The organism is Rathayibacter sp. AY1A4, assembly GCF_002930955.1.
Taxonomy (GTDB): domain Bacteria; phylum Actinomycetota; class Actinomycetes; order Actinomycetales; family Microbacteriaceae; genus Rathayibacter.
The window spans coordinates 43,746-58,855 of the sequence record NZ_PSTN01000006.1; the positions used below are offsets into that span (position 1 = coordinate 43,746).

Below are 15,110 nucleotides of genomic sequence, written 5' to 3' on the forward strand. Positions count from 1 at the left end.
GCCGCTCAGCCGCGGGTGATGACGGTGTGGCGCTCGCGCGCCTCGCCGCGCGACTCCGACACGAAGCCGCGCTCGCCCACCATGTCGTGGACCAGCTTGCGCTCGTACGACGACATGGGCGGGAGCGAGGCCGACGTGGCGCCGTCCTCGATCCGCTCGATCGCTCGGTCGACCAGCTGGGCGAGCTCCGCCTCGCGGGCGTCGCGGGAGCCGCCGATGTCGAGGATGAGGCGGGAGAACGCGCCGGTCTTCGTCTGGACCGCCAGGCGCGTCAGCTCCTGCAGCGCCTGGACGGCGTCGGGACGGGAGAGCACCCGGAGGTTCGTGTCGCCGGTCGCGGTGACCGAGAGGTAGGCGCGGCCGTTGCGGACCTCGATGTCGATGTCGCCGTCGAGGTCGCAGATGTCGAGGAACTCCTCGATGTAATCGGCGGCGACGTCGCCCTCGTCCTCGAGCTGAGAGAGCGTGGACTCGGGCGCCTCGTCGACAGCGGACGCGTCCACGTCCACGGGTGCGGACGCGTCGTCGGTGATGGTCTGCATCGGATCGGTCATGGCGGCTCTACTTCTTTCCGGCTTGCTTCTTGGAGCGGTTCTTGCTCACGGGCTGCGTGCGCTGCACGGCCTTCTTCTCGACGAGGGTGACGTCGCCGGCGGCCGTGGTCTCCTCGACCAGCTTGCCCTTGCGGCGCAGGCGCTCCTCGCGGGCCTTGGCGGCCTCGCTGCCCGGGGTCGGCATGTTCCGGATGACGATGAACTGCTGGATCATCGTCCAGATGTTCGAGGTCAGCCAGTAGAACATCACGCCGAGGGGGAAGGCGAAGCCCGAGAAGGCGAAGACGAGGGGGAGGATGTAGAGCAGGATCCGCTGCTGCTTGAACGTCGGCGAGGCCTTCGCCTCGGGCGACATGTTCTTCGAGACGATCTGCAGCTGCGTGATGAACTGCGACGCGGTCATCAGGACGACCATGATCACCGCGATGATGATGACCGGCTCCTGGCCGCCCTCGGCGAGTGCGCCCTGGATCGACTGGTGCAGCGGTGCGACGCCGAAGAGGTTCGCCTCGCCGAACTGGCGGGCGAGCGTCTCGTCGAGCGGGCCCACGCCCTTCTGGCTGTGCTGCGCCGCGTTCAGCACCGAGAACAGGCTGAAGAAGATCGGCATCTGGATCAGCAGGGGCAGGCAGGAGGCGAGCGGGTTGGTGCCCGTCTTCTTGTAGAGCTCCATTGTCTCGCGGGACATCGCCTCGCGGGACAGCTGGTCGCGCTTGCCCTTGTACTTGTCCTGGATCTTCTTGAGCTGGGGTGCGACCTCGAGCATCCGGCGCTGGCTCTTGATCTGCTTGACGAAGATCGGGATGAGCGCGGCGCGGATGACGATGACCAGGCCGACGATCGAGAGGACCCAGGTGATTCCCGCGGCCGCCTCCATGCCGGTGAAGGTCAGCAGCTGGTGGAAGGCGACGAGGAGCAGCTCGACCACCCACTTGAGGGGCCAGAGGATCGTGCCGAGGAGGTCCATGGAGTGGGGTCAGTCCTTTCGAGGGCCCACGACGAACCCGGCTCGCGTCACGGCGAAGCGGGTCCGGCCGGAAGCCGGTCGGTGCAGGGGGATCGAGGTCGGGACGTCGTCGATGCCGCCGGCCGCCCACGGGTGGCAGCGGAGCAGACGGCGGGCCGCGAGGACGGAGCCGAGGACGAGCCCGTGGAGCTGGACCGCCTGGAGCGCGTACGCGGAGCACGAGGGGTAGTAACGGCAGACGTCCCCGTAGAGAGGGGACACGACCGCCCGGTAGACGATCAGGAGCAGGACGCCGATGTTCCGCGGCAGCAGGAGGATCGCCCACCCGAGCCGGGCGAGCGGTGCCTCGCGGCGGGGGATCACGGCGGTCACGAGGACGCCCCGCTCTTCCGCGCGGCTCGCGCCATCGCGGACCACACCTCGGAGCGCAGCTCCGACCAGGGGGCGTCGGCGCTGCCGGGCAGCGCGCGGACGACGACCTGGGTGCCGGGGACGAGCTCGGGGACGAGCTCGAACGCCACGGCCTTGAGCCGACGACGGACGGTGTTGCGCGTCACCGCGGTGCCGACCGTCTTGGCGACGATGAACCCGAACCGCGTCGGATCGCCCGCGGAGGACCGGCGGACATACGTGACGGTGTGCGGTCCTGTGGACCGCACACCGCGACGGACGACTGTCCGGTACTCGCCTCCGTGGACGATGCGATTGGCTCTGGCCAGCACCGCTGGTCGGTACCGCTCGCTGCTAGGCGGAGAGCTCGGTGCGCCCCTTGGCGCGGCGCGCGCTGAGGATGCCGCGGCCGGCACGGGTGCGCATGCGCAGACGGAAGCCGTGCACCTTGGCGCGACGACGGTTGTTCGGCTGGAAGGTTCGCTTGCTCATAATCAGATCTCCACGTACGTGTTCCGCGGCGCGAACCGGCACCACCCGCTCGGGCGGAGACTCGGATCCTCCGGGAAGAAGGGGTGCCCGGCTGCGGAATCCGCTCGGCCTGCGAGGGCCGCACGGACGACACCGGGCAGGCGTCAACTGATTTAAACTACGGCCTGTTCCGCCACCGGTCAAATGTGGACGGCGCGAAACCTCGATCATGCACACGGGACACGGGGTTCCGCGCATTGACACGCGGGTGTCGCTGTGGTGGATTTGTCTCCCGTCGGCTCCGTTCGTTACGGTATTGAGCCGCAGTTATCCACAGGTGGGATCCGCGTCCTCCCGCGCCCGCACAGGCATCGCTCGAGGCCGGTGGACAACCCTGTGGAGAGAGCGGCACTCGAGACCCGGCTCCGCGCCCGGTCCGCGACGCCCCTGCAGCGGGCGGCGACGGGTCCGGCGGAGACGGCGATCCCGCAGCGACTTCACAGCGACAGCACCCAGGACCGGAGACAGATGGCAGACGACACGTCGATGGTCGACGCGTGGAACGTGATCCTCGGCGCACTGTCCCAGGACGAGCGGATCACCGCTCCCCTCTACGGGTTCGTCTCGCTCGTGGAGCCCAAGGGCATCATGGCGGGCACCTTCTACCTGGAGGTCCCGAACGAGTTCACCCGCGGGATGCTCGAGCAGCGCGTGCGCGTGCCCCTGCTCAGCGCGATCGGGACGCTCGACGACTCCTTCGGCGTCACGACGTTCGCCTTCGTGGTGAACCCCGACATCGAGCACGAGCCCCTCAGCTCCCCGTCGTCGCAGGAGTCGATGAACCCGTTCGAGCCGATCACCGCCTCCTCGGCGACGGTCGCGCCGACCCGCGGGGTCGAGGAGCTGCGGACCGTGCCGGCGACCGACACCCGGCTGAACCCGAAGTACAGCTTCGACAACTTCGTCATCGGAGGCTCCAACCGGTTCGCGCACGCCGCGGCCGTCGCCGTCGCCGAGGCTCCCGCCAAGGCCTACAACCCGCTCTTCGTCTACGGCGACTCCGGGCTCGGCAAGACGCACCTCCTCCACGCCATCGGCCACTACGCGATGAGCCTCTACCCGGGGATCCGCGTGCGGTACGTCTCGAGCGAGGAGTTCACGAACGACTTCATCAACTCGATCGCGAACAACCGGGGCAACGCCTTCCACGGCCGCTACCGCAACGTCGACATCCTCCTGATCGACGACATCCAGTTCCTGCAGGGGAAGGCGGAGACGCAGGAGGCGTTCTTCCACACCTTCAACCAGCTGCACGACCACAACAAGCAGGTCGTGATCACGTCCGATCTGCCGCCGAAGGCCCTGACGGGCTTCGAGGACCGGATGCGCTCGCGCTTCGAGTGGGGCCTCATCACCGATGTGCAGGCTCCCGACCTCGAGACCCGCATCGCGATCCTCCGCAAGAAGGCGGTCAGCGAGAAGCTGCTCGTGCCCGACGACATCCTCGAGTTCATGGCGTCGAAGGTGTCGAGCAACATCCGCGAGCTCGAGGGGACGCTCATCCGCGTCACCGCGTTCGCGAGCCTGAACCGGACGCCGGTCGACATGTCGCTCGTGCAGACCGTGCTCAAGGACCTGATCACGCTCGACGAGGACAACGTCATCTCGCCGGTCGACATCATCAACCACACCGCGGACTACTTCAAGCTCACGGTCGACGACCTCTACGGCTCGTCGCGCTCGCAGGCCGTCGCCACCGCGCGCCAGATCGCCATGTACCTGTGCCGCGAGCTGACGAACCTCTCGCTGCCCAAGATCGGCCAGCTGTTCGGGAACCGCGACCACACCACGGTCATGTACGCGAACAAGAAGATCTCGGAGCTCATGAAGGAGCGCCGCAGCATCTACAACCAGGTCACCGAGCTGACCACCCGCATCAAGACGAACCGCTAGCCGGCAGTCGTACGGTCCCCGGGACCGCCTGTCCCGGGCGGCGTGCCCCGGGGTCCATCGGCGTCCGTGCGCGGTGGTCGGGTAGTCGCTCCCCTCTCCTCGTGTGAGGGGAGGCGGAGGCGACGGGGATCGCGGCGCGAGCAGCAGGGCGTCGGTGTGGGCGCGCGTCGAGATCAGGCGAAGGCGCTGGCGGGGGTCTCGATACGCCGCACTGCGGCTACTCGACCAGCACGGACCGGACGTGCTCAGGGGGTCCGGGTGAGCGGCTGAGCGGCCGGCGTGCGATCGGACGGTGTCGATCCGCCGTGCGTTGGCCCGGAGGGCAACGCGGGGGAGAGGGAGCGCGCACTGTCTTCCGGGCCGCTCGGACGGCGGCAGCTGCCCTCGACGGTCTCCGTCGTGACCGGAGAAGTCGTCGACGGACTCCTCGGACCTGCCGCGCGCGCCTCGGACACGCCGCCTCGCGCGCCCCGGAGGGCCGATTTCCACAGTGTGAGGAACCTGTGGATAACTGTGGACAACCGCCTCGGGACTGTGCGCCGGGAGAGCCCGCCTGTGGAGGGCGACCGGTCGGCTCGGATCCCTCCACAGGGCGTCCACGGGCCCGCTCACACTCCCTCCACAGGGGCGGGTCCCTCCGATCCCACCCAGGAGTAGGGGTCCGAAGCGTTTTCCACAGTTTCCACACGTGTTAACACTGTTAACGCAGTTCTCTCTTTAATGAAGCCTCGACCGGCAACCTCTCCACAGCGGCTCGGGAGTGCTCGGCGGTCCACCCCCTTCCGAGCTCGTCGAGCCCGGCGGGTACGATGGGCGACGGTCTTCGTCCGCGACTCGTCAGGGGTGTACTCGTGAGGTTCCAAGCCAACCGCGATGTCTTCAGCGAGGCGGTGTCCTTCGCGGTCAAGCTGCTTCCGCAGCGCACGACCCTGCCGATCCTCTCCGGAGTCCTCATCGAGGCGACCGCCGAGGGTCTGACGCTGTCCTCCTTCGACTACGAGGTGTCCGCGCAGACGCAGATCGCGGCCGACGTGGAGGAGACGGGGACCGTGCTCGTCTCGGGCCGTCTGCTCGCCGACATCGCGAACCGCCTCCCCAACGCTCCCGTGCGCATCGCCACGGAGGAGTCGCGCGTCTCGGTCTCGGCCGGCTCGGCGCACTTCACGCTCCTGCAGATGCCCGTGGAGGAGTACCCGAGCATCCCCGAGATCGATGCCTCCACCGGCCTCGTCCCGGCCGACGCCTTCGCGGCCGCCGTCTCGCAGGTGGCGGTCGCCGCCTCCCGCGACGACGTGACCCCCGTCATCACCGGCGTGCAGCTCGAGATCACCGAGAACACGATCGGCCTCGTCGCGACGGACCGCTACCGCGTCGCCGTCCGCGAGATCGACTGGGACAACGGGGACAACCCCGCGCCCACCCAGCCGCTCACCGCCCTCGTGCCCGCGCGCACGCTGCAGGAGGTCGGCAAGACCTTCGGCCACTCCGGCACCGTCTCCGTCGCGATCACCAACCGCGACGAGCGCGAGCTGATCGCCTTCACCGCGGACCGCAAGACCGTCACGTCGCTGCTGATCAAGGGCAACTTCCCGCCCGTGAAGCGCCTCTTCCCCGCCTCCATCGAGAACTACGCGGTCATGTCGACCAGCGACCTCATCGAGGCCACCCGCCGCGTCTCGCTCGTGCTCGAGCGCGAGGCGGCCCTCCGCTTCAGCTTCAGCAGCGACGGCCTCACCCTCGAGGCCATCGGCTCCGAGCAGGCGCAGGCGTCCGAGAGCATCGACGCGATCGTGACCGGCGACGACGTGGTCGTCTCGCTCAAGCCGCAGTTCCTGCTCGACGGCCTCGCCGCCGTCCACTCGGAGTTCGTGCGCATCGCGTTCACGAAGACCGAGAACCCCAACAAGCCCGGCCCCGTCCTGATCACCGCGCAGACCTCGCGGGAGCAGCCCGGCAGCGACAGCTACCGCTACCTGCTCCAGCCCAACCTGCTGCTGCGCTGACCACTCCCCGGATCGCAGAGCCGCGACCGCCCCGCTCCCGACGAGCGCCCGCCCGCCGGACAACGAATCCAGGAAGGTTCACCATGCACATCGGACTCGTCGGCCTCGGCAAGATGGGCGACAACATGCGCTCCCGCCTCCGCTCCAAGGGGCTCGAGGTCACCGGCTACGACCGCAATCCCGACGTCTCGGACGCGGCCTCTCTCGACGAGATGATCGCCGCACTCCCCTCGCCCCGCATCGTCTGGGTGATGGTGCCGGCCGGCGAGATCACCGACGCGGTCGTCAAGGACCTGTCGGAGAAGCTCAGCGAGGGCGACCTCGTCATCGACGGCGGCAACTCCCGCTTCACCGAGGACTTCAAGCACGACGCGCTGCTGAAGCCCAAGGGCATCCACTACATCGACGCGGGCGTCTCAGGCGGCGTCTGGGGACTCCAGAACGGCTACGGCCTGATGGTCGGCGGCCCGAAGGAGCTCGTCGAGTACGCCATGCCCGTCTTCGACGCGCTGCGCCCGGAGGGCCCCCGCGAGGAGGGCTTCGTCCACGTGGGCGAGGTCGGCGCCGGCCACTACGCGAAGATGGTCCACAACGGCATCGAGTACGCCCTGATGCAGGCGTTCGCCGAGGGCTACGAGCTGCTCGAGACCCGCAGCGACATCATCAAGGACGTCACCGGCACCTTCAAGGCGTGGCAGCGCGGCACGGTCGTGCGCTCCTGGCTGCTCGAGCTCCTCGTCCGCGCCCTCGAGCAGGACCCGGACTTCAAGAACATCGAGGGCTACGTGCAGGACTCGGGCGAGGGCCGCTGGACCATCGAGGAGGCCATCAACAACGCCGTCCCGGTGCCCACGATCAGCGCCTCGATCTTCGCCCGCTTCGTCTCCCGCCAGGAGGACTCCCCCGCGATGAAGGCCGTCGCAGCGCTCCGCAACCAGTTCGGCGGGCACTCCGTCAAAGCCGTCGACTGAGTCGGCTGGTGAGGACTGCCTCCGGCAGTCCTCACGGCGGTCGGCTTCCGGAGGCGGGCGCGTTCCCTAGAGCCGGTGACGGACGGCGGACTGCGGCCCGCCGCCCCGTGAGGCAGGGATGCTCTCACGGGGGCGGCGGGCCTCCGGCCGCCTCCACCTTGCTACCGACGTCGGGCGGCGGGCCTTCGGCCGCCTTCACGGGCGGGGACGGGGCGCCGCCGATCATGGTGAGCGAGTAGTGGCCCCGGAGGGGCGTATCGGGATCCGCTCTCGTACGGTTCCGCCGCCGTGCTGGTCGAGTAGCCCGCAGGGGTGTGTCGAGACCGGGGGCGCAGGCCAGGCCGGCAGGGGGAGAGCGGACCGCAGGCGCCGGAGCGGGTGGACCGGCCGAGCGAGACGGGCGAGGAGCCCGCAGGGGTGCAGTGAAGGCCCGCGACGACGGGTGGAGGAGAGGAGCGCGACGTGCAGGTGACGCAGCTGGCGCTCAGCGACTTCCGGAACTACGAGTCGGTCGATGTCGAGCTCGTGCCCGGACCGAACCTCTTCGTCGGCCGCAACGGCCAGGGCAAGACGAACCTCGTCGAATCTCTCGGCTACCTCTCCACCCTGGGCTCGCACCGCGTGTCGAGCGACCAGGCGCTCATCCGCGCCGGCCGGGACAGCGCCGTGGTGCGCGCCCGCCTCCGCAACGGCGAGCGCGACCTGCTGGCCGAGGTGCAGATCAACCGCTCCTCCCCCAACCGCGCGCAGATCAACCGCGGTGGGATCAAGCCGCGCGAGCTCCCCCGCTTCTTCTCCAGCGTCCTCTTCGCCCCGGAGGACCTCCTCCTCATCCGCGGCGACCCGTCGGCCCGCCGCCGCTTCCTCGACCAGCTGGTGATCCTCCGCTCCCCGCGGATGAGCGCCGTCCAGGCCGACTACGAGCGGGTGCTGCGCCAGCGCAACTCGCTGCTCAAGTCCGCACGGGCGAGCGGCGTCCGCGACCCCTCGAAGCTCGGGACCCTCGACATCTGGGACGAGCGCCTGATCGCGCTCGGGACCGAGATCATGCAGTCGCGCCTCACCCTGGTGGAGGAGCTGAGCGGACCGGTGCGCGCCGCGTACGAGGCGGTCGCCGGTGCCGACCAGCGTCCGGTGCTCCGCTCCCGCCTGAGCATCGAGGGCGCGGTCGACGACGACGGCGAGCCCGTGGAGCAGCCGGGCGCCGCGTCACCGGCGGCGGGCGAGGGACTGGCGGAGGCGTTCGCGTCCGCGCTGGCCGGGGTGCGACGCCGCGAGCTCGACCGGGGCGTCTCCCTCGTCGGCCCGCACCGCGATGACGTGCAGTTCGAGCTGAACGCGCTGCCGGCCAAGGGCTACGCCAGCCACGGCGAGAGCTGGTCGTTCGCGCTGGCGCTGAAGCTGGGCGCCGCGGAGCTGCTCCGGCGCGACTCCCCCATGGGCGATCCGGTGCTGATGCTCGACGACGTCTTCGCCGAGCTGGACGCGCGCCGGCGCGAGCGGCTCGCCTCGGTGGTCGCCGACTACGAGCAGGTCCTGATCACCGCGGCCGTCTTCGACGACGTCCCGGAGGCGCTGGCCGCGCACACCGTGCGGATCGAGGCCGGCCGGATCGTCGGCACGGGCGCCGCCGCCGCGCCGATCGCCGTGCCGGAGCCGATCGCACCCGACTCCGCCTCGTCCGATCCGGTGTCCTCCGACTCCCCTTCTCCCGGTCCCGAGTCCTCCGACTCCTCTCCTCCCGATCCGGTCTCGTCCGACTCCCCTTCTCCTGGTGCCGTCACCTCCGCCGCGGCCTCCTCCGCGGAGCCCGCGTCCCCAGCGCCGGCGTCCACAGATCCCGCGTCCCCGGAGCCGCCCGCGTCTACCGCCACCTCAAGGAGGTGTTCGGCGCCGACGGCCCGCGCCGCATCCGGAAGACCGTCGAGCGCGCCGAGCCCAAGGGCGACGCGATCCCGTTCGGCAAGGGCCGCGACCCGCACGACCTCGGCGACGTCCTCGACTCCCTCACCGTGAAGCTCGGCTGGACGGCGCCGCTGGCGCAGGGCGACCTGATGTCGTCGTGGACGGCGATCGCCGGCGAGGAGACCGCGAAGCACTCGACTCCGGTGGGCGTCGTCGACGGCGTGCTGACGGTCGCATGCGAGTCCACGGCGTGGTCGACGCAGCTCCGACTGATGCGGATCGAGATCATGAACCACATCGCGGTGAACTTCCCCGACGCGGGCATCGCGTCGATTCGTTTCCAGGGCCCGGACGTCCCGAACTGGAAAAAGGGTCCCAGGTCGATTCCAGGGCGTGGTCCGCGCGACACCTACGGCTGAGGACGCATTTTCGGTCGACCGCCGATCTTTCGCCCCTCAGATCGCCGTCCAGCGCTTCGGATCGACCCGGCACGCGGTAGAATGGAGGGCCGCCGAACCGCAGTGACGCCGCCGCGCGGGCGATCTCCAGATCACCGTGCGCGTCGCGACGGACCGTCAGAGGAGAACTCCACAGCTATGACTCACGAGCCGAACGACTCCACGTCACCCGCAGCGAACGACCTGGACGCGAACGGCTCAGCAGCCCCCTCCGCTCCGCACGAGAGCATGTCGACCAAGTCGTCCGGCGACTACGGTGCGAACCAGATCCAGGTTCTCGAGGGCCTCGAGGCGGTCCGCAAGCGCCCCGGTATGTACATCGGATCCACGGGTCCGCGCGGTCTGCACCACTTGGTCTACGAGATCGTCGACAACGCCGTCGACGAGGCGCTCGCGGGCTACTGCGACAACATCGAGATCCTGATGCGCGCCGACGGAGGCGTCACCGTCTCCGACAACGGCCGCGGCATCCCGGTCGACATGCACCCGACCGAGGGCATCTCCACGGTCGAGCTGGTCCTCACCGTGCTCCACGCCGGCGGCAAGTTCGGCGGAGGCGGCTACGCGGTCTCCGGCGGCCTGCACGGCGTCGGCTCCTCCGTGGTCAACGCGCTCTCGACGCGCCTCGACGTCGAGGTCAAGCGCCAGGGCGCCGTGTACCGGATGAGCTTCACCGACGGAGTGCCGGACGCCCCGCTCGAGAAGGGCGAGGCCAGCGACGAGACCGGCACGACGATCACCTTCTGGCCCAACGCCGGCATCTTCGAGACGGTCGAGTTCGACTACGAGACCCTGCGCGCGCGCTTCCAGCAGATGGCGTTCCTCAACAAGGGCCTGCGCATCGCGCTGACCGACCAGAACGAGGTCGAGTTCGAGGGGGAGGGCGAGAACGAGACCGAGGGCGACCGGACCGACGTCTTCCACTACGAGAAGGGCCTCGTCGACTACGTCGAGTACATCAACTCGCTGAAGAAGTCGGACCTCGTGCACTCCGAGATCATCGACTTCGAGTCCGAGGACACCGAGCGCCGCATCTCGCTCGAGGTCGCGATGCAGTGGACCACGGCCTACACCGAGAGCGTCCACACCTACGCGAACACCATCAACACCCACGAGGGCGGCACCCACGAGGAGGGCTTCCGCGCCGCGCTGACCACTCTGGTCAACCGCTACGCGCGCGCGAACAACCTGCTCAAGGAGAAGGACGAGAACCTCTCGGGCGACGACATCCGCGAGGGCCTCACCGCCGTCGTGTCGATCAAGCTCGGCGAGCCGCAGTTCGAGGGCCAGACCAAGACGAAGCTCGGCAACACCGAGGCGAAGGCGTTCGTGCAGCGCGTGGCCGGCGAGCAGCTGGCCGACTGGTTCGACCGCAACCCGAGCCAGGCGAAGGACATCATCCGCAAGGCGATCCAGGCGGCCTCCGCCCGTATGGCGGCGCGGAAGGCGCGCGAGACCGCCCGCCGCAAGGGCCTGCTCGAGGGCGGCGGCATGCCGGGCAAGCTCAAGGACTGCCAGTCCAAGGACCCGTCGATCTCCGAGATCTTCATCGTCGAGGGCGACTCGGCGGGAGGATCCGCGGTGCAGGGCCGCAATCCCGAGACGCAGGCGATCCTCCCCCTCCGCGGCAAGATCCTCAACGTCGAGAAGGCGCGGCTCGACCGCGCTCTCGGCAACAACGAGGTCCAGGCGATGATCACGGCGTTCGGCGCCGGCATCGGCGAGGACTTCAACCCGGACAAGGCGCGGTACCACAAGATCATCCTGATGGCCGACGCCGACGTCGACGGCCAGCACATCACGACGCTGCTGCTGACGCTCCTCTTCCGCTACATGCGCCCGCTGATCGACCTCGGCTACGTGTACCTCGCACAGCCGCCGCTGTACCGCCTCAAGTGGTCGAACTCCCCGCACGAGTACGTCTACAGCGACCGCGAGCGCGACGCCCTGATCGCGCACGGCTCGGCGACCAACAAGCGCATGCCCAAGGAGAACGGCATCCAGCGCTACAAGGGCCTCGGCGAGATGGACTACAAGGAGCTGTGGGAGACCACGATGGACCCCGCCACGCGGACCCTCCTCCAGGTCACGCTCGACGACGCGGCCGCGGCCGACGAGATCTTCTCCACCCTCATGGGCGAGGACGTCGAGTCCCGCCGCTCCTTCATCCAGAAGAATGCGAAGGACGTGCGCTTCCTCGACATCTAGTGGTCGAGGAAGCGGACGTCCTCGAAAAGTGGCGGCCGGGCGGTCCAGTGGACCTCCCTCGCGACCACCTCGAACACGTCACGGCGGCCCTCGATGGGCCGCATCCTCGACCAGAACGCGACAGAGGCCCTCACCGGCCCGCACACCGACGACACACCTGACACCCAGCGCGACCGCCGCCCCCGCTCCTCCGGGGCACGGACCCACCTGAGAGACCAGAGACCATGGCAGAAGAACCCACCACCCCCACCGGCCCGGACGAGAGCGATGACATCGTCACCGAGACCGGTGTGGTGATCCACGGTCACGACAAGATCGAGCCGGTCGACCTGCAGCTCGAGATGCAGCGCTCCTACCTCGACTACGCGATGAGCGTCATCGTCGGGCGAGCCCTGCCGGAGGTGCGCGACGGCCTGAAGCCCGTGCACCGCCGCGTGATCTACGCCATGTACGACGGCGGCTACCGCCCCGACAAGGCGTTCTCGAAGTGCTCGCGCGTCGTCGGCGACGTGATGGGCCAGTTCCACCCGCACGGCGACTCCGCGATCTACGACGCGCTGGTCCGCCTGGTGCAGCCGTGGAGCCTCCGCTACCCGCTCGCGCTCGGGCAGGGCAACTTCGGCTCCCCCGGCAACGACGGCGCGGCCGCCCCCCGGTACACCGAGACCAAGATGGCGCCGCTCGCGCTCGAGATGGTCCGCGACATCGACAAGAACACCGTCGACTTCCAGGACAACTACGACGGCCGCACCCGCGAGCCGGCGATCCTGCCGGCGCGGTTCCCGAACCTGCTCGTCAACGGCTCCGTCGGCATCGCGGTCGGCATGGCGACCAACATCCCGCCGCACAACCTGCGCGAGGTCGCCGCCGGCGCCAAGTGGGCGCTCGAGAACCCCGACGCGACGCGCGAGGAGCTCCTCGAGGCGCTGCTGCAGCGGATCAAGGGACCCGACTTCCCCACCGGTGCGCAGATCCTCGGCGTCCGCGGCATCCAGGACGCGTACCGCACCGGCCGCGGCTCGATCACGATGCGCGCCGTCGTCTCCATCGAGGAGATCCAGGGCCGCACCTGCCTCGTCGTCACCGAGCTGCCGTACCAGGTGAACCCGGACAACCTGGCGATCAAGATCGCCGAGCTGGTCAAGGACGGGCGCGTCTCGGGCATCGCCGACATCCGCGACGAGACCTCCGGTCGCACCGGCCAGCGCCTCGTCGTCGTCCTCAAGCGCGACGCCGTGGCGAAGGTGGTGCTGAACAACCTCTACAAGCACACGCCGCTGCAGGAGAACTTCGGCGCGAACATGCTCGCGATCGTGGACGGCATCCCGCGCACGCTCTCGCTCGACGGCTTCATCCGCGCCTGGGTCGACCACCAGGTCGAGGTCATCGTGCGCCGCACCCAGTACCTCCTCGACGAGGCGGAGGCGCGGATCCACATCCTGCGCGGCTACCTCAAGGCGCTCGACGCGCTCGACGAGGTCATCGCCCTCATCCGCCGCTCCCCCACCGTGGAGGAGGCGCGCGACGGCCTGATGGAGCTGCTCGACATCGACGAGGTGCAGTCCCGCGCCATCCTCGACATGCAGCTGCGCCGCCTCGCGGCCCTCGAGCGCCAGAAGATCATCGACGAGCACGACCGGATCCAGGCCGAGATCGAGGACTACAAGTCGATCCTCGCGAGCCCCGAGCGTCAGCGCACGATCATCTCGGATGAGCTCGACGAGATCGTCGACCGCTTCGGCGACGATCGCCGCACCGAGATCCTCTTCGGGTTCGACGGCGACATGAGCGTCGAGGATCTGATTCCCGAGGAGGAGATGGTCGTCACCGTCACCCGCGGCGGCTACCTCAAGCGCACCCGGAGCGACTCCTACCGGGCGCAGCACCGCGGCGGCCGCGGCGTGCGCGGCGCGCAGCTGAAGGCCGACGACATCGTCGAGCACTTCTTCGTCACCACCACGCACCACTGGCTGCTGTTCTTCACGAACACCGGTCGCGTGTACCGCGCCAAGACCTACGAGCTGCAGGAGGCCGGCCGCGACGCCAAGGGCCAGCACATCGCGAACCTGCTCGCGCTCGAGCCGGGGGAGCAGATCGCGCAGATCCTCGACATCCGCGACTACGAGGCGGCCCGCTACCTCGTGCTCGCCACGCGCGACGGCCTCGTGAAGAAGACGGCCCTCTCGGAGTACGACACGAACCGCTCCGGCGGCATCATCGCGATCAAGCTGCGCGACGGCGACGAGCTCGTCTCGGCGCTCCTGGTCGAGGAGGACAGCGACGTGCTGCTGGTCTCCCGCAAGGGCATGTCGATCCGCTTCACCGCGTCCGACGAGGCGCTTCGTCCGATGGGCCGCTCCACCTCCGGAGTCCGCGGCATGTCGTTCCGCGGGGAGGACCGCCTCCTCGACGCCAACGTCGTCAGCGACGAGGGCTTCGTGTTCGTGGTCACCGAGGGCGGCTACGCCAAGCGCACCGCGGTCGACCAGTACCGCCTCCAGGGACGCGGCGGGCTGGGCATCAAGGTGGCCAAGCTGGAGGAGAAGCGCGGCGACCTCGTGGGCGCCATCATCACCGGAGAGGACGACGAGGTGCTCGTCGTGCTCGCCAGCGGCAAGGTGGTACGCTCTGCGGTGGCCGAGGTACCGGCCAAGGGTCGCGACACCATGGGAGTCGTCTTCGCACGATTCGCTGAGGACGACCGCATCATCGCACTCGCCAAGAACACCGAACGCAATCTCGACGCCCAGGACGAGGATCCCGACGCCGCGGCGCCGGCCGAGTCCGCTCCGGTGTCGGAGGAGGATGGGTCCGTAGATGAGTAGCACCGTCGCCGAGAAGCTCGCCAGGAAGTCCGCGAAGAGCCCGGCGGCGAAGCAGGTCCGCCTGAAGCTCGTCTACGTCGACTTCTGGTCGGCCGTGAAGCTCTCGTTCCTGCTGGGCCTGACGCTCGCGATCATCACGATCGTCGTCGTCTACCTGGTCTACACGGTCCTGGCCCAGACTGGCGTGTTCGACGAGGTCAACGGCCTCGTGCAGGACATCGCCGGCGCGGAGGCGTTCGACCTCAACACGATCATCTCGCTGCCGCAGGTCATGGGCTTCGCGATCGTCGTCGCGGTGCTGAACACCATCGTCACCACCGCGCTCGGCGCGATCGTGGCGTTGCTGTACAACCTCAGCGTCAAGATCACCGGCGGCCTCCTGGTGGGCTTCACCAACCAGTAGGG

General features: G+C 69.1%; 12 protein-coding genes and 1 pseudogene. 8 read left to right on the forward strand and 5 right to left on the reverse strand.

What is annotated here, in order from left to right; all coding sequences use genetic code 11:
- Positions 1-5: 5 nt before the first annotated feature.
- The 5 genes from C5B92_RS05365 to rpmH are packed head-to-tail and all read right to left on the reverse strand — an operon-like array spanning position 6 to position 2,403.
- Entirely contained in the window at positions 6-554 is a 549-nt protein-coding gene (locus C5B92_RS05365; RefSeq protein ID WP_258061265.1) for a R3H domain-containing nucleic acid-binding protein, read from the reverse strand.
- 7 nt (positions 555-561) lie between these two features.
- A complete protein-coding gene (gene yidC / locus C5B92_RS05370; RefSeq protein WP_104222681.1) occupies positions 562-1,521 on the reverse strand; it encodes a membrane protein insertase YidC in 960 nt (319 codons plus the stop codon).
- Between the two features lie 9 nt (positions 1,522-1,530).
- Positions 1,531-1,884: a membrane protein insertion efficiency factor YidD gene (yidD, locus tag C5B92_RS05375; RefSeq protein WP_258061272.1), complete on the reverse strand. Its 354-nt coding sequence runs from the start codon at positions 1,882-1,884 to the stop codon at positions 1,531-1,533.
- 5 nt (positions 1,885-1,889) lie between these two features.
- Positions 1,890-2,243, reverse strand: a complete 354-nt coding sequence (rnpA, locus tag C5B92_RS05380; RefSeq protein ID WP_104274115.1) for a ribonuclease P protein component — start codon at positions 2,241-2,243, stop codon at positions 1,890-1,892.
- Between the two features lie 22 nt (positions 2,244-2,265).
- A complete protein-coding gene (gene rpmH / locus C5B92_RS05385) occupies positions 2,266-2,403 on the reverse strand; it encodes a 50S ribosomal protein L34 (protein ID WP_055784512.1) in 138 nt (45 codons plus the stop codon).
- Between the two features lie 627 nt (positions 2,404-3,030).
- Between rpmH and dnaA the strand changes: the two genes are divergently transcribed.
- From dnaA to C5B92_RS05425, 8 genes and pseudogenes are all read left to right on the forward strand, one after another.
- The gene (gene dnaA / locus C5B92_RS05390) at positions 3,031-4,335 is read left to right on the forward strand and encodes a chromosomal replication initiator protein DnaA (RefSeq protein WP_374952921.1); all 1,305 of its coding nucleotides are present in this window, start codon (positions 3,031-3,033) and stop codon (positions 4,333-4,335) included.
- Positions 4,336-5,186: 851 nt separating this feature from the next.
- Positions 5,187-6,338 (forward strand): DNA polymerase III subunit beta, encoded by a 1,152-nt coding sequence (dnaN, locus tag C5B92_RS05395; RefSeq protein WP_104274116.1) that lies wholly within the window; start codon positions 5,187-5,189, stop codon positions 6,336-6,338.
- A gap of 83 nt (positions 6,339-6,421) precedes the next feature.
- Positions 6,422-7,309, forward strand: a complete 888-nt coding sequence (gene gnd / locus C5B92_RS05400; RefSeq protein ID WP_104222677.1) for a phosphogluconate dehydrogenase (NAD(+)-dependent, decarboxylating) — start codon at positions 6,422-6,424, stop codon at positions 7,307-7,309.
- Positions 7,310-7,771: 462 nt separating this feature from the next.
- A pseudogene (gene recF, locus C5B92_RS05405) lies at positions 7,772-8,932 on the forward strand (DNA replication/repair protein RecF); the annotation flags it as partial.
- 389 nt (positions 8,933-9,321) lie between these two features.
- Positions 9,322-9,633, forward strand: a complete 312-nt coding sequence (locus tag C5B92_RS05410; RefSeq protein WP_258059326.1) for a DUF721 domain-containing protein — start codon at positions 9,322-9,324, stop codon at positions 9,631-9,633.
- Positions 9,634-9,900: 267 nt separating this feature from the next.
- Positions 9,901-11,880: a DNA topoisomerase (ATP-hydrolyzing) subunit B gene (gene gyrB, locus C5B92_RS05415; RefSeq protein ID WP_208543372.1), complete on the forward strand. Its 1,980-nt coding sequence runs from the start codon at positions 9,901-9,903 to the stop codon at positions 11,878-11,880.
- 224 nt (positions 11,881-12,104) lie between these two features.
- Complete coding sequence (gene gyrA, locus C5B92_RS05420; RefSeq protein ID WP_104222674.1) at positions 12,105-14,705, forward strand: DNA gyrase subunit A; 2,601 nt, start codon at positions 12,105-12,107, stop codon at positions 14,703-14,705.
- The gene (locus C5B92_RS05425) at positions 14,698-15,108 is read left to right on the forward strand and encodes a DUF3566 domain-containing protein (protein WP_104222673.1); all 411 of its coding nucleotides are present in this window, start codon (positions 14,698-14,700) and stop codon (positions 15,106-15,108) included. The genes gyrA and C5B92_RS05425 overlap by 8 nt, the downstream gene beginning before the upstream one ends.
- Positions 15,109-15,110: the final 2 nt, after the last annotated feature.

Bases quoted from the DNA above. Each gene is read 5' to 3' on its own strand.
- C5B92_RS05365 (WP_258061265.1), bottom strand. From the start codon at position 554: ATGACCGATCCGATGCAGACCATCACCGACGACGCGTCCGCACCCGTG.
- yidC (WP_104222681.1), bottom strand. From the start codon at position 1,521: ATGGACCTCCTCGGCACGATCCTCTGGCCCCTCAAGTGGGTGGTCGAG.
- rpmH (WP_055784512.1), bottom strand. From the start codon at position 2,403: ATGAGCAAGCGAACCTTCCAGCCGAACAACCGTCGTCGCGCCAAGGTG.
- dnaA (WP_374952921.1), top strand. From the start codon at position 3,031: ATGGCGGGCACCTTCTACCTGGAGGTCCCGAACGAGTTCACCCGCGGG.
- gnd (WP_104222677.1), top strand. From the start codon at position 6,422: ATGCACATCGGACTCGTCGGCCTCGGCAAGATGGGCGACAACATGCGC.
- gyrB (WP_208543372.1), top strand. From the start codon at position 9,901: ATGTCGACCAAGTCGTCCGGCGACTACGGTGCGAACCAGATCCAGGTT.
- gyrA (WP_104222674.1), top strand. From the start codon at position 12,105: ATGGCAGAAGAACCCACCACCCCCACCGGCCCGGACGAGAGCGATGAC.
- C5B92_RS05425 (WP_104222673.1), top strand. From the start codon at position 14,698: ATGAGTAGCACCGTCGCCGAGAAGCTCGCCAGGAAGTCCGCGAAGAGC.